Annotated in this window: 16 protein-coding genes, 3 tRNA genes and 1 pseudogene; 16 read left to right on the top strand and 4 right to left on the bottom strand. The window is 53.1% G+C overall.

The genetic code is table 11. From position 1 onward, the window contains the following. The 13 genes from AWU74_RS02010 to AWU74_RS01965 all read left to right on the top strand — a co-directional run. On the top strand, nucleotides 1-284 hold a 284-nt coding region (locus AWU74_RS02010; protein WP_238580126.1), incomplete at its 5' end, for a tyrosine-type recombinase/integrase. 58 nt (nucleotides 285-342) lie between these two features. Then, nucleotides 343-657: a BrnT family toxin gene (locus tag AWU74_RS02005; RefSeq protein WP_059370151.1), complete on the top strand. Its 315-nt coding sequence runs from the start codon at nucleotides 343-345 to the stop codon at nucleotides 655-657. Further along, complete coding sequence (locus AWU74_RS09940; protein WP_162504671.1) at nucleotides 617-937, top strand: BrnA antitoxin family protein; 321 nt, start codon at nucleotides 617-619, stop codon at nucleotides 935-937. The genes AWU74_RS02005 and AWU74_RS09940 overlap by 41 nt, the downstream gene beginning before the upstream one ends. A gap of 389 nt (nucleotides 938-1,326) precedes the next feature. Further along, the gene (locus tag AWU74_RS02000) at nucleotides 1,327-1,539 is read left to right on the top strand and encodes an excisionase family DNA-binding protein (RefSeq protein WP_062327060.1); all 213 of its coding nucleotides are present in this window, start codon (nucleotides 1,327-1,329) and stop codon (nucleotides 1,537-1,539) included. Further along, complete coding sequence (locus AWU74_RS11410; RefSeq protein WP_187150791.1) at nucleotides 1,536-1,709, top strand: hypothetical protein; 174 nt, start codon at nucleotides 1,536-1,538, stop codon at nucleotides 1,707-1,709. The genes AWU74_RS02000 and AWU74_RS11410 overlap by 4 nt, the downstream gene beginning before the upstream one ends. Continuing rightward, nucleotides 1,706-2,089, top strand: coding sequence for a hypothetical protein (locus tag AWU74_RS01995; protein ID WP_162504670.1), 384 nt, complete (start codon nucleotides 1,706-1,708; stop codon nucleotides 2,087-2,089). Before AWU74_RS11410 ends, AWU74_RS01995 begins: the two co-directional genes overlap by 4 nt. Further along, complete coding sequence (locus AWU74_RS01990; RefSeq protein ID WP_062327057.1) at nucleotides 2,086-2,529, top strand: hypothetical protein; 444 nt, start codon at nucleotides 2,086-2,088, stop codon at nucleotides 2,527-2,529. The genes AWU74_RS01995 and AWU74_RS01990 overlap by 4 nt, the downstream gene beginning before the upstream one ends. Beyond that, a complete protein-coding gene (locus tag AWU74_RS01985) occupies nucleotides 2,526-4,814 on the top strand; it encodes a phage/plasmid primase, P4 family (protein ID WP_062327056.1) in 2,289 nt (762 codons plus the stop codon). The genes AWU74_RS01990 and AWU74_RS01985 overlap by 4 nt, the downstream gene beginning before the upstream one ends. 202 nt (nucleotides 4,815-5,016) lie before the next feature. Next, nucleotides 5,017-5,166, top strand: coding sequence for a hypothetical protein (locus tag AWU74_RS11405; protein WP_187150790.1), 150 nt, complete (start codon nucleotides 5,017-5,019; stop codon nucleotides 5,164-5,166). Nucleotides 5,167-5,303: 137 nt separating this feature from the next. Further along, complete coding sequence (locus tag AWU74_RS01980) at nucleotides 5,304-5,591, top strand: hypothetical protein (RefSeq protein ID WP_059369976.1); 288 nt, start codon at nucleotides 5,304-5,306, stop codon at nucleotides 5,589-5,591. A 42-nt stretch (nucleotides 5,592-5,633) separates the two neighbouring features. Further along, complete coding sequence (locus tag AWU74_RS01975; protein ID WP_062327054.1) at nucleotides 5,634-6,482, top strand: hypothetical protein; 849 nt, start codon at nucleotides 5,634-5,636, stop codon at nucleotides 6,480-6,482. A gap of 651 nt (nucleotides 6,483-7,133) precedes the next feature. Beyond that, nucleotides 7,134-7,207 (top strand) — tRNA-Asp (locus tag AWU74_RS01970). 44 nt (nucleotides 7,208-7,251) lie between these two features. After that, nucleotides 7,252-7,323, top strand: a tRNA-Pro gene (locus AWU74_RS01965). A gap of 246 nt (nucleotides 7,324-7,569) precedes the next feature. Here AWU74_RS01965 and AWU74_RS01960 read toward each other — a convergent pair. After that, nucleotides 7,570-7,652: transfer RNA gene (locus tag AWU74_RS01960), tRNA-Leu, on the bottom strand. Nucleotides 7,653-7,786: 134 nt separating this feature from the next. On the opposite strand from AWU74_RS01960, the pseudogene AWU74_RS13725 reads away from it, so the two are divergent. The 3 genes and pseudogenes from AWU74_RS13725 to AWU74_RS01950 all read left to right on the top strand — a co-directional run. Next, a pseudogene (locus AWU74_RS13725) lies at nucleotides 7,787-7,981 on the top strand (DNA translocase FtsK); the annotation flags it as partial. Between the two features lie 529 nt (nucleotides 7,982-8,510). Next, on the top strand, nucleotides 8,511-8,930 hold the full coding sequence (locus tag AWU74_RS01955; protein ID WP_162504669.1) for a dynamin family protein: 420 nt from the start codon (nucleotides 8,511-8,513) through the stop codon (nucleotides 8,928-8,930). Between the two features lie 251 nt (nucleotides 8,931-9,181). After that, nucleotides 9,182-9,957 (top strand): IS5 family transposase gene (locus AWU74_RS01950; protein ID WP_162504668.1). Its coding sequence is split into 2 segments (ribosomal slippage): nucleotides 9,182-9,560 and nucleotides 9,560-9,957, totalling 777 coding nucleotides; the frame shifts between segments, so codons are not numbered across the junction. Nucleotides 9,958-10,003: 46 nt separating this feature from the next. Here the strand turns inward: AWU74_RS01950 and AWU74_RS01945 are convergent. The 3 genes from AWU74_RS01945 to fusA form a co-directional block, all read right to left on the bottom strand. Beyond that, nucleotides 10,004-10,741 carry an NUDIX hydrolase gene (locus AWU74_RS01945; RefSeq protein WP_238580124.1) on the bottom strand — a complete coding sequence of 246 codons (738 nt, stop codon included), beginning with the start codon at nucleotides 10,739-10,741 and terminating at the stop codon, nucleotides 10,004-10,006. Nucleotides 10,742-10,837: 96 nt separating this feature from the next. Then, nucleotides 10,838-11,521, bottom strand: a complete 684-nt coding sequence (locus AWU74_RS01940; RefSeq protein WP_162504667.1) for an ATPase domain-containing protein — start codon at nucleotides 11,519-11,521, stop codon at nucleotides 10,838-10,840. Between the two features lie 11 nt (nucleotides 11,522-11,532). Then, nucleotides 11,533-13,620, bottom strand: coding sequence for an elongation factor G (fusA, locus tag AWU74_RS01935; protein WP_062327050.1), 2,088 nt, complete (start codon nucleotides 13,618-13,620; stop codon nucleotides 11,533-11,535). Nucleotides 13,621-13,946 lie beyond the last annotated feature (326 nt).

Below are 13,946 nucleotides of genomic sequence, written 5' to 3'. Positions count from 1 at the left end.
TGTTTAATGACGGCGAGCCGGTGTCTAAAAACTTTTTCGTAAAAGGGTTATGGGCGGCGCTTGCGGATACCGGATTATCGGTAGAGGCGCAGAAACGGCGCAACATAACGCCGCATAGCCTGCGGCACTCGTTTATATCGCTTGCGCGGCTTGCAGGCGTGGACGATTTAACCGTGCAGACGCTGGCAGGGCACAGCGATATTGCCATGACAGACCACTACACGCATGCGGCGCAGGCTATGGATTATGAAGCAGTCCGCGCAAAGTTCCGGCTTATAGCATGATATTTTATATGCGTTGCACCGGTATAGACAAACACAATAAAAAGTGTTACAGTTAAGCATGACAAGGCAAATAGAATTTGACACGGAAAAAGAAGCCTTGAACTTTAGAGAGCATAAAGTGCTTTTTGAAGATGCGGCGCTAGTGTTTAGCGACCCTATGAGAATAGAGAGGGCAGACGACAGCGAGGGCAACACCACCGGCGAGGCACGATGGCAAACGCTAGGCATGGCGGGGAAAGTTTTATTTGTAGTCTACACGGAGCGCGGGGAGAATACGCGCATCATATCGGCACGAACCGCAAACAGAGCGGAAAAAAGGAGCTACTATGGGCATGACAACGCTAACAATAAGCAGTGGGCAAAAGCCGACTAAAGAGCAGCTAAAACGAATTAGGGCAGCGGCAAGACAGCCGATAACATACACCGCCGACTGCCCGGCATCGACACCGGCAGCGCTTAAGGAATTTGCGGCAAAGGCAAGGGAATTAAGGCAGCGAAACAGGCAAATCAAACCGGCGGTAACAATCCGCATCATGCCGGAATGTTTGGAACTGTATAAGGCTTTAGGCAAGGGCTACACGGGCGTTATGGCGGACGTGTTAGACTATGTAGCCAAAAACCCCGCGCTTTTGCAAAGCATAACAGCGAAATAACCACGCCGCCGCAGGCGCAAGCGATACCGCGAGCACCCCGAAACTTTTGTTGCGCTGAATAGATAGCGTTTTTTTAATCGTCTTGACAAGAGTTTCTTTATTGCGTATACTCAATTCATGTAAAAAAAATACAGCCGCATACCCCTTGTTTTAGACGACACGGGTATTACGGCTGCGGACAGAGTACGAGCGCACCACATGCGCAAAGGAGTTTTTATGTCTCTTTCTCGGCATTGCCGCCAAAAATCGCCTTTTTGTCGGCTTCTCTCCCCCTACACGGGGAACTCTCGAACCTTGTTATGTATAACATACAACACTTTTTATTGTGTGTCAACTGTTTTTTTTGTTTTTTATGCCAAAAAGCATAAAAAGTTTTTCGGGAGGCAGGCATGAAAAATAACCGCCCCGAAACAGAGCGGCAGTTTTTTCAACTCCGCGAAGTCGCTGAGCTCATGCATGTTTCAAAGGCGTGTGTGTGCCAGTGGATAAAGCACGGGAAAATCCCCGCCGTCCGTGTGGGAAAGTACCCTTTAATCGGCAAAGCGTTCATAGACGACCTTATTCAAAAGTCAAACACGACGTTTGAAGGTGGTCAAACATGAATGATACCCAGCGCAAAGCGGCAAACGCCGCTGCCAGTGAAGCAATCGCCCGACTTTTAGAAGCCGCGCCCGATTATGGCGAGGTAGGCATAACGCTTACCCTGCACGCGGGGGAGGTACGCCGCGTCTCCGAGCAGTGCGCCCGCACGGTGCAGGGAGGCGCAAAGTGAACTCCCTACACGTAACGTTGACGGCGAAAGCCGCAATCAAAGGGCGCTGCGCCGACTGCTACGGCAGTAAATGCGCAGACGACAGATGCGAGCTTTTCGGATTGGCAAAGCCTCATAGAGGCGCGGACAGGACAGCGGCAATCCGCCGTTATTGTGGCTGGTGCATGAACGGCGAGCCGGTGCATCAGTGCACTTGCGTAAACTGCGCTATTCACAAGTACCGCGGGGCGTTGCAAGGCAACCATAGAATCGATTTTGAGCAGTCAAAACCCGTCACTGTGCCTCCCTCGCGCGCGCGCAAGGCAAAGGTCGATATAGATGACCACCCCGCCAAACAGACGCTCAAAAAACGCGCTATATCGCAAGGGGGCGCGTTATGATGACAGCAAAGACAATAGCCGCCGCCATAGGGTGCAGCGTCAAGACTGTTCACAATCACGCAAACGCTCTCTTTGGGCGCGTAAAAAACGGCGCGGAACGTTTTTTCACGGGTGCGCAGGTAACGGCGATTCTTGAGCGCATAAAGCATGGCAACAATAACCAGCACGACCTTGTAAGCTCCTTACAAGGTACTGAAACCGAATTGACCGCCGAATTGCGCCTTGCCACGCTTTACAAGCAGACGGCGGCTCTTGAGCGCGAATTGCGGTTAAAAGCCGAAACGCGGGCGCTTGAGCAGGAGAGGCGAGCAACAGGGGCGGAGTTGCTTTTGCGCGAACGCGAAAGAGGTCTTGAAGCCATGCAGCGCATGGCGGAAAAAGCCGGGGCATTGCTAAACGACCGAGACGACTTGTATAGCGCGTATCGGGGGCGCATATGAGCGTTGCAAAAAAATACCCCGGCTGGCAGGCGCGGGGCAACGCGATTGATGCCCAAAGCATACTGCAAAACGCGGAAACAGACAAGCCTACGATTTACCGCGCCAACTGCGTAGGCGACGAGCGCAATACCGAGTATGCAACACGCGTAGACTCATATTTTGAAGGCGCTGAGTATGATTGTGTCTTTGCGGAGTACAAGGACGGCAAACGCGGGAACGCAAACTTTATCCAAAGCAACGTGATGCCGGTAGACGTTGACGGCGGCAAGCCGATTGCCGAGTTTCAAGCCGAATTCGCCGGTGTCCGCTATGAGCTTGTTACTTCAAAATCGCACGACAAGCCCAAAGGCAGCGAGCCGCCCTGCGACCGCTACCACGCCGTTTTTTATCTTGACCGCCCGGTAACGAGCCTTGACGAGTACACGCGGCTAAAAGACGCCTTTGTACGCGCTCACCCATACTGCGATAAAGGCGCGAAGGACGGGGCGCGTTTTTTCTACGGAAACCGAGAGGCAAGCAAACAGCGCATAGAAGGCAAGGGCGAGCCTTTGTGCGTTGACGCAATCCTTGCCAAAGCCGCGGATAGCATCATGCCTGCCGCCCCGCAAGACGATACGCGCACGGCGCGGTATAAGCCGCCGTCCGTGCTCTATGAGGGCGGGCGAAATGCCGGACTGTACGAAGCCGCGTGCCGCCTGCTTGCGAAACATGACGACACGCCGGAAGCGCAAGCCGCATATAACGCTATCCGGTGCGAGCCGGAACTGCCGCAAGGCGAGCGGGACGGCATATATTCGCGGGCACAAGCGCATCACGCTCAGCGCAAAGCAAGCGGGGAATGGACACCACCCTACAGCGGAAACGCCGCGTACACGCTGGGAATATCACGCGAGGCGGTGCAGGACGGCGGGGAACACGCCGCGCTTTTTGCGCAAGCGAAGGGCGCAATAAGCCGGATAGACGCGCCGCCCCGAACGGAAGCCCACGCCGCGGATACTGTAAGTGCGGCGCTTGACCCGTATGTAGTGCGCATCGACGGCGACTGGCACGTTTACAATGAAACGCAAGGCAAGTTTGAGCGCGGGACTGAAACAGTGCGTCTGCTCATAAAAGACTTTGCGCGTGACGGGTTTTTGCCCGCGCTCAAGAACGGCGGGAACGACTGGAGTACCGTTAGAAACCTATGCACGGCGAGAGGCATAAATGCCGTTCAAACCCTGCTGGGCGATACACTCAACGCGAAACATGCCGATTTCGACAAACTGCCCTATATGCTGAACTGCGCAGGGATTGCCGTTGACTTGCGCACCGGAAAGAGCCGCCCCGCAACGCCCGCCGACAGGTTTACGCAGTCCACGAACTGCAAACCGGAAGCGGGCGCAACGCCGGAGACCGACAAGTTTCTTGTATGGTGCGCCTGCGGAGACGCGGAATTGACCTTGTACTTATTGCGGTTATTCGGATATTGCTTGACCGGCGAAACAAAAGAGCAGTGCTTTTGGAACTTTTACGGAAACGGCGGGAACGGAAAGGGTACGCTCGTGCGGCTTATACAAAAGGCTATGGGCGACTACGCGGGCGCGGTGCCGGACACGCTGATACTCAAAAGCCGTGATAGCCGTTTTGATGGCGAGTGTCTTGTAGGCAAGCGGCTTGCAATCGGAGAGGACATAGGCAGCGGAAGCCTTGACCTGCCGTTCATAAAAGCATTAACCGGCGGGGACGAGGTAAAAATAGAGGCGAAGCACCAAAACGCTTTTATGTACCGACCGGTGGCAAAGCTGATTTATTCAAGCAATACCCAGTTACGGCTGAACGAAACAGGCAAGGCGGTTGACCGCCGCGTGCGCTGCGGCCCGTTCAACGCTCATGTTGAAACGCCGGACTACGGACTTGAAGCGCGGCTTGCCGCCGAAGCCCCGCAGGTTTTGCACCGGCTTATTCAAGAGGCGAAAGCGTGGTATCAGGCGGACGAGGCGAACCTGCCGCGCTTCCCGCCGTGCCGTGCCGTTGACCGCGAGAGCAAGGCGTACACAGAAAGCCAGAATATCGCGCTTGAGTTTGTGAATGAGTGCTGCGCGAAAGCGGACGGCGAGCGTGTGTCCGGTAAAGAGCTTTACGCCGCATTTGTGCAATGGAGCAGGGACGGCGGAGTTATGAAGCCGACAGGCAAACAGGCGTTTTTCAAAGCCTTGCAAGACGGCGGATATGCCAAAAGCGAATATGGACACTTGCCGGTTTTTGAAGGCTTAAAGCTGGGCAAAACGGAAAATCCCGCCGCTTAAACGGAGTTACTTTTGGAGTTTTGGAGTTTTCAAAGGCTAAAATGACTTATTTTCTCTATACGCGATATAGGAAAAATAATACAAATCAGGGTCTAAAAACTCCAAAACTCCAAAAAACGACTGTACACGGCAAAAAACGGTACGGCTGGCGTATACCGTACACCCGTACAGCACGGCTGGATAACAGCACGCGTGGCAGCATATGCAGACAGCCCGCGTGGGTGCTTATGAACACAGCCCGCGTGGAGGACAGGCAGGCAGGGCGGCGAATGTCCGCAGCGCACGGGCGGGCAAGAACGACACCGAACCCGCTGGCAAGCAAAGCGCAACGAACTATACCATTGACGAGTAAAACGCAATAAACTATAGTAACCGTTTAGAGGGCATTAACCTTGCGGACGCAAGCGCCCTCATGCAAATTTTTATCGGAGGTTTCAGATGAGAAAGACTGTAAATTGGGCGGCGGGTTTCGGCTCACACGGAGTAATCGTGAAAAAAGCATTGAACGCGCTTTTAGCGCTATTCTTGTGTGCTGGCTGCGCTACAACTATGGTAAAAGTCGGGTCAAATGGAATGATTAAGACGACAAAAGTTCAAGCCGTAGTTAGAAATGAAAACAAAGTAACTGTTTATTTCTACAGCCCAAGCAGAACTGTCGAGTTCGCCATAAAAAACGAAGGCGAGTGGCGTGACTTTATGTCTAATCTAGAAAAAAACGACTGGATTTTCAATCAAGGATGGCTGCCATATATTGAAGCAGCGCATCCTGCACAGTAATCAAAACGCCCCACACAAGATTTCTATGGTACGGAGGTTCAGGTGAGAAAGACTGTAAAATGGGCGGCGGGTTTCGCGCTGGCGTTTGCTCTTGCTATCGGCGGTTGCGACCTGCTGCAAAAAGCACGGGAGGCGGTAAGCGGCGGGGCGGGGGACACGATAGTAAAAGACAATCCCGATGACACGGCGGTATGGGTATCTTTCAGCGTGCGTGCGAGCGGGTGGACGCCCACGACGAGGCTAGTGCTCTCGTTCGACAAACCCGTTGCAGGCTTGACGGCGGCGGACATTACGCTCATAGATACCGGCGGCACCGGCATTCAGAAAGGCGAGCTGTCGGTTCTCGACGACGCTGCCCAATACTATGCGCTTGCGGTAAGCGGCATTGGCGGTTCGGGCGCGGTGGGGGTGGAGGTAGCAGCACCGGCAGGGTATAAGTGGCTACCCGTCGAATACAGCAGCCTCCCGGCGGGGAAGGCGATAGTGCATGTGAACGCGCTGAAGGTAGCGGTACGGCTCACGGGTGTTGAAGCGGGCGGAATAGCGGGGTGGATAGCGACGAAGGCTCTGAAGCTACAGTTCTCTATATTAACGCCTTACTCTAAAGCGCTTATGCCCATTTCGCTTGACGGCTTGACGGCGGAGGACATTACGCTCATAGATACCGGCGGCACCGGCATTCAGAAAGGTGCGCTGTCGGACGCCCTCTACTACGACGACTACGGAAGCCCCTACTACCACGTAGAAGGCTACCCAAACACCAAATACTACGTGCTTGCGGTGAGCGGCATAACAAAGCACGGCTTGGTCACGGTGAAGGTAGCAGCACCGGCGGGGTATTTCCTTGCGACTGACTACGGCTCGGCGCAGGTGGTGTACGGCACAGAATAGCCGTTTTGCCGCCTAAAACAGGGCGCAGGATGCCATAAGCGGCGTTTACAAACGCTCGGTCGATATAAACCACCACCCAGCGCAAACGGACGCTGCAAATGCCCTCTATGCGCGTATGGAAGGCACAATGCCGGTAAGTCGGTCGGTAAGTAAGTAAAGAAACCTCTAGGGAAAAACTTACCTTACTTACCTTTTGGTTGGTAAGCCCGGACGCTGCCGACCTGCCGGAGACACGACAGGCAGTACGTCTGCGGTGTAGTCATGTAGTCAAATCACTAGGGTTTTGACTACGCTACACTACATTTTCCATGCGCTAATGGCTTTTTACGACATGCTTACACCCGCCGCGGCAACACAGCGCGGCGGTTTTTTTATGCCCCGGCGACTTCCCCGCAGACTGCAAAAAACGCCTTTTTTCACCGCCGTGTACGCAGGCTAATCTTTGGCTAATTACTTTATGCTTGATTTACACGCCGTTTGCGGCTTTTGCCATACAAACACTCTACGCTGAAAAGACGCGGGCAGTGGTACCCGAAATGGTACCCGAACACACGCTTGACAAATAAAACGGAATAAACTATAGTAACAATATCTACCTTATTTTAGCGCCTTATGGTGAACATATAAAACGCTAAATCCATATGTAGTAACGGGGGCGTAGCGAAGCTGGTTATCGCGCTGGCCTGTCACGCCGGAGATCACGGGTTCGAGCCCCGCCGCTCCCGTAATTGCCCAACTGCGGAAAGGGCGATATCGTTTTTCCTGATAGCGGGCAATAGCGCAGGGGTAGCGCGCTTGGTTCGGGACCAAGAGGTCGGGGGTTCAAATCCCCCTTGCCCGAGTGCATTGTTTTTCAGTCTTGGGAACGGCTCTGTGTAGTAAAACAGTATAGGCGCTAAAAGAGCACTGGCAGAGAAAAGCGCATTTGAAATGCGCCAGTATAAAACCGCACACAAACGCCGTGTGCGCAGGTGTTTTTCAAACATATATCTTACATAAAAATGCCCCACAGTGTAGCTTGCCGCGGGGCATTTTTATCGCATTGCACAAAACGCTCTTATCGGGAGCAGCTTCGTATAAAAATTCCTGCCGACAGAGAGACTTGAACTCTCACACGCTCGCGCGCAATAGATTTTGAGTCTATCGTGTCTGCCATTCCACCATGTCGGCATAAGAATACCGGAAAATCATAGCAGGTTTATGCACAGGGATCAAGTCTACGCACTGCCCTCGCGCTAAATCAAACCGCGTGCGGGCAGAGAAATCTGCGGCGTGCTTGACGCGTTATTCAGCGCCTATAGCGAGGAAAAGCGTCCGTCTCGTACATTCAGCGGTAGCTCAAAATCGGCTACAACCGCGCCGCCCGCCTCGTGGAAGAAATGGAAGCGCACGGCATTGTGGGACCGTCGAACGGCACGGGAACTCATTCATGTGCCGTAACGCACATTCGGCGTACAGTCGAACGACCGAGTTTGCTTCGCGCAAATTCGGTAGCATAGGGGTAAAACTGTAAAGCTTATGTGCCGTATATAGGCAAAACCTGATTTTGGGCGCAATACGGTAAAAAAACGTTGGGAGACAGATGGCGTATATATTAAGTTCACTACTACCCAAATACGGGAATCTTGCGTTAGGTTTTAAGGCAGGGCATATGATAAAGGAGTTGTAGCCGACAGAGTTGGTGCAGATGATCGAGAATGAGACGGAGAAGGAGGTGTATGAGTGAATATATAAGAAGGGTCCTTTTATTGACAATAATTCAACCGACTGATTTAATAACCTTTAAGAAACGGTTTGAGTGGTATGATTATCTATGCAACCGGATTAAACATAGGGGGCAAAGATAGAAACGGTCAATTTGACCAAGAAAGAGTATCATTATGATAGATGCTTACAAAGAACGCAAGGTCGAGGTTTTACGAATATTTGACGATTATCGTCCGTTTAAAAAGCAGTACGGGGATAATACTAAAATCGAAACTCTTAAACAAAGGGCAGCCAATATAAGAGAAGGCAAATTTTTTTCTTTTGGTTGCGGGCGAAGCAAAAAACGGCAAATCAACCTTTATCAACGCCTTTCTTGGCGCAGAAATCTTACCTATGGATGTGAAACAGTGTACCAGTGCTTTGATAGAAATCAATTATGGCACAGCGATTATTCTGGAAGCGGAATACGCAGATGGTAGAAAATTATCTAAATCAGGGCAAGAACAGGTTCAGCAATTTCTGAAAGAACATGCCGCTATAAAAGACGATTACCGATCAATTCTGGTAACTGCAATCAACAATGAAATCCTTATTAAGTCAAAGGGACAGATCAGGGAAAGTGAGGTCAAGGATTTAATTTATGGTGTAAAAGATGATAATATTTATAATCTTTCACCGGATGATTTTAAAGAACGTATACGGCGCTATATTAATGAAAAAAGGATAAATGGCAAAACATAGTTATACGTATTAATATAACGTATCCGTTTTTAGAGAGTATACGAAATATTACAATTGTGGACAGTCCCGGCATTAATGTCGCCGGAAAAATTGGTAATATCACCAACGAGTATATTGTAAAAGCCGATTCTACAACAGGAAACATTGAGTACAAACAAACCAACGAAAAAAATCATTTTCCCCGGTGCCGGCCGGAACTGCTGGACTAGGTAGTGTGGACTGGATAAAGGGAAAGAGGTAAAATGGGAAGCATGAAAGAAAATGAAGGCATTCACCGGCACGATATAAGCGACGAGGCGTGGGAACGGATAAAAGACCTGCTGCCCGGACAGGCAGGAAAACGCGGGGGAGTAGCGAAAGACAACCGTTTGTTTATCAACGCGGTAGCGTGGCAGACGCGCACAGGCGCTCCGTGGAGGGATATACCGCCAGAATTCGGGAACTGGAACAGCATACACAAGCGGTTTTGCCGCTGGCGGGATAAGGGAATATGGAGAACGCTAGCGGATACCGCAATAGGCGAGCCTGTCGGGGATATCCGTATGATAGATTCGACGTATATCAAGGCACACGCGGACGCGTGCGGGGCACAAGGCGGCACTCAGGATATTAGCCGCACAAAAGGGGGCTGAACAGCAAATTGCACTTGGTAGTCGACGGGTACGGGACGCCGGCAGGCGGCATTGTGACAAGCGGTACTGTCGCGGACTGTAGCCAAGCGCCTCTCCTTATGGAGGATTTGGAGGCGGAAGCGTTCCTTGCGGACAAGGCGTATGACACGAACGAGCTGCTCGATATGCTTAAGGAAGCGGATATAACAGCAGTCATCCCTCCGGTTAAAAGCCGAAAAGAGCAACGAGCGTATAACCATGAACTGTATCGGGCACGGCACGTCATTGAAAACGTCTTCCGTGCCCTCAAGCGCCGGCGCGGAATCGCTACGCGCTACGCAAAGCTCACCGCTTCCTTCATCGCCGCTATTCATGTCAGGTGTTTATTCCTCTACCTTCCAGTCCACACTACCTAAGACGACTTTAAGTCATAATCGTAAGTTTTTGAGCAAAACCTTACGATCAAAACCCAAAAATTTGCGGGAAGTCTGCGTATGGCTTTGCCGCTCGCAGGTAGAGGAATGCCGCGGCTATCATGAGTGCGTGGGAATATTCGGGGGAGCCGAGTCGGGTGCACACCGCGCTGACCGGCTCTACGGCGACGGAGAGAAATTCGTCGCTGTCCGGGCAGCGGGCACCGGTATCGGCGAGTTCTTCGGCAAGGAAAACGTGTATGCGGTTGTTCATCAGTGCGGGGTTGGGGCTGAAACTCCCCAGCGCGGCAAGCTTCCCCGCCGCATAGCCAGTCTCTTCCCGCAGTTCCCGCCGCGCTCCGTTCTCCGGTGCTTCACCCGCGTCGAGGACACCGCCGGGAAACTCGGCACTCACGGATTTAGAGCCGTGCCGCCACTGCCTTACCAGCACGAAATGCGGATCGGGCAGGAGCAGCACCGGCACCGCAATCACAATATCGGGCGCGTTCAGCACGATGTAAGCACCCTCGCCGCCTTCCGGCGAGACGCAGCATTTTTCCGTGACGGTCAGCACCTTCGTTTCGAGCAGGTTTTTGACGCTCCGTGTGCACCAGGAGAGCTTTCGGTCGGAATCATTCATGAATTGCCCTTTTTCATATGCGGCTTTGCTGCTCATGCCGCGTTCGGCGAAAAGCAGGAGGCAAAGTCCTGTATGCCGAACGCTGCCTTTTGTATGAGTGAACGAAAACACCCTGTCTATGCGGGCACCAACCTCTATGCTTTTCACCCGCCTTTACGTAAGTCCACTCCCTATACTGAGTTTTTTCAAGAAAGTCGGACATTCGGCTAGCGCCGAACGCTATCGACGTGTCCCCGTTCAAGCCTATTTGTATTCGATTATGAGCAGTGTTTTGGAATCCAGCTTGAGCGTCGCGGACGGTTTGGCATCGCCGTGCACCTTGAGCAGTTCAAACACAAGCGCATCCGGCTTAGATTCGAGCAACGCCACAATGTCGATAAACGGCAACAAATCGGTGGCAAGAATCCGGGAAAGCGCCGTGTCATCCGTGGCAGTGCTTATCCAGACTGAAATAGTGCGCTGCTTTGCAAAGTCAGAGAGCTTTTGCAGTTCGTCCGCCGACACCTTCGCAAAATCGAGGTCGTCGATAAGCACCGTGCGGGTGCCGACACCGCTCCCAATGAGCGCGGCGATAGTCGCTGCGACCCGCGAGAGCGCCGCGTCATCCTGACTGAAATTCAGGATGACGCGCTTCCGCACCAGCTCGGCAAGCATATTCTCCGGAAAGGCGGCGTTCTTTTTCTTTGCGATTTCGGAGAACACGTCTGCGTACCACGTCATGACGTTTTCCGAGCGTTGGTCAAACGAAACGTGCACAACGCCGTCGTTTTTGAGCAGCGCGTCTATGCCGAACTGCACCAGTACGGAAGTCTTGCCCAGCCCTTTGCGGGAAGCAATCAGTCCCAGTTCCCCGGCGTGCAAGCCGCCGCCGCTTATCTGGTCAAACAGCCGGATAGGGCTCCGGTCGAACAATTCACGGTGAGCCATTTTCCCCTCCATTATCTCTGTTCCGCGCGGCGTTTTTCCTGATACGCCGCAATCAGTTCCTCGGAAATGCTGTTCGTCACCTTCGCGTACTTGAGGAACTCCATAGAGAATTCCGCCTTGCCTTGCGTGAGGGAGCGGAGCACCGTCGAAAAGCCGAACATTTCGCTCAACGGTACTTCCGCGTCGACGCGCGAAAAGCTGCCTTCCTCGGCGGACGCCGAGATGATTCCGCGCCGCTGGTTGATGACGGCAAAAATATTGCCCTGAAACTCCGTCGGTCCCTCGACGGACACCTTCATAACCGGTTCGAGGATGACCGGCTTCGCTTTGGCATACGCCTCGCGGAACGCGCCGATAGCCGCAAGCTGGAACGCAATGTCTGACGAATCCACCGGGTGCGACTGTCCGTCGTTTATGGTGCATTTTACGCCGACAATCGGGAAACCGATAAGACTGCCTTTCGCCAGTGCTTGCTTGAAGCCCTTGTCGCAGGACGGGATAAACTCGTTCGGAATCGAGGCGCCTTTTATGGCGTCGACGAATTCGTAGTCCTTGCCTTCAAGCGGCTCCATAAAGCCCGCGACCCGTCCGTACTGCCCGGAGCCGCCGGTCTGTTTTTTGTGCGTATAGTTAAAGTTCGCCTGCTGCGTAATCGATTCGCGGTACGCCACCTGCGGCTGCCCGGTCTCAACTTCGCACTTGTACTCGCGCTTCATGCGCTCGATATATACCTCAAGGTGCAGTTCGCCCATACCCTTGATGATAGTCTGGTTTGATTCGGGGTCGACATAGGTCTGAAACGTCGGGTCTTCTTTCGTGAAACGGTTGAGCGCCTTCGCCAGTTGGTCGGAAGACTTTTTATCCTTCGCGTCTATGGCGAGCGAGATGACCGGCTCCGGCACGAACATGCTGCTCATCGCGTAGTTCAGCTTGCCGCCGCAAAACGTGTCGCCCGACGCGCAGTCCACGCCGAACAGCGCGACTATATCTCCGGGTACGCCTTCGCCGATATCTTCCATATTCGCGCTGTTCATGCGGACGAGCCGCCCGATTTTGAACTTTTTCCGCGCGCGCGTGTTGTATAGCTCTTCGCCTTTTTTGAGCGCACCCTGATAAATGCGCACATAAGTGAGCTGCCCGTACTGCCCGTCTTCCAGCTTGAAGCCGAGCGCGACGCAGGGCTTGCCTTCGTTGCAGACAAGCTCGACCTGCTCTTCGTTTTTATCCAAGTCGAGCGCAAAGTTTTTCACTTCGGTCGGGTCGGGCAGATAGCGCAGCACGCCGTCTATCATCGGCTGAATGCCTTTGTTCTTGTACGCGGAACCGAGGAACACCGGCACGAACTGCTCGGCGAGCGTCCCCTTCCGAATCGCCGCGATAACCTGCTCTTCCGTCTCGCTGCCTTCGAGCAGCGATTCCATAAGCCCGTCGTCGAACATAGACGCGGCTTCCACCAGTTCCTCGCGGTATTTCTTGGCTTCTGTAGCGAGGTGCGCCGGAATCTCCGCGACGCGCACGTTTTCGCCGTTGTCGCCGTCGAAATAGAGCGCCTTCATCGAAATCAGGTCAACTATGCCCTCCAGTTTGTCTTCAAGCCCTATAGGAATCTGCACCAGATAGGCGTTTAGGTTGAGTTTTTCGCGGAGCTGCATACGCACCTTGAACGGGTTCGCGCCGATGCGGTCGCACTTGTTCACGAACGCAATGCGCGGCACGTGGTAACGTTTAAGCTGGCGGTCGACGGTGATAGACTGGGACTGCACGCCGCCGACGGAGCACAGCACGAGGATTGCGCCGTCCAGTACGCGGAGGCTCCGCTCGACTTCCACCGTAAAATCGACGTGTCCCGGCGTATCGATGACGTTGATGACGCAGTCTTTCCATTTGACCTGCGTCGACGCGGACTGAATGGTAATGCCGCGCTCGCGCTCCAGTTCCATATTATCCATAACCGCGCCCACGCCGTCTTTGCCGCGCACCTCGTGAATCGCGTGAATCTTATCGCAGTAAAACAAAATACGCTCGGACAGCGTCGTTTTTCCCGAATCAATGTGAGCACTGATTCCGATATTCCTCATCTTGGAAATATCAAAGCTCATAGTATTTCTACCTCTTACTCTTCAATCTGCCGTATCCGGTCAAAAAAACGCTGCCGCGCGCCGAATGAATGACGGGTGGGGTTTTCGTCTGTGCGTTTGTCATTGCATGAACGGTGTGTGGAACACTATAGCGAAAAGGTGGGGAAGTTTCAAGCGGCGGGGGAAGCGCCGCCTCCCCGCTCACGCGGAAGGTTCTCGTCCGCCTAGGCAGTGTGGACTAAAGAAAAGAAAAGAGGTAAAATGGGAAGCATGAAAAAAAATGAAGGCATTCATCGGCACGATATAAGCGACGAGGCGTGGGAACAGATAAAAGAACTGCTGCCCGG

This window comes from Treponema endosymbiont of Eucomonympha sp., assembly GCF_001028545.1.
This window is presented reverse-complemented; position numbering and strand designations above follow the sequence as displayed.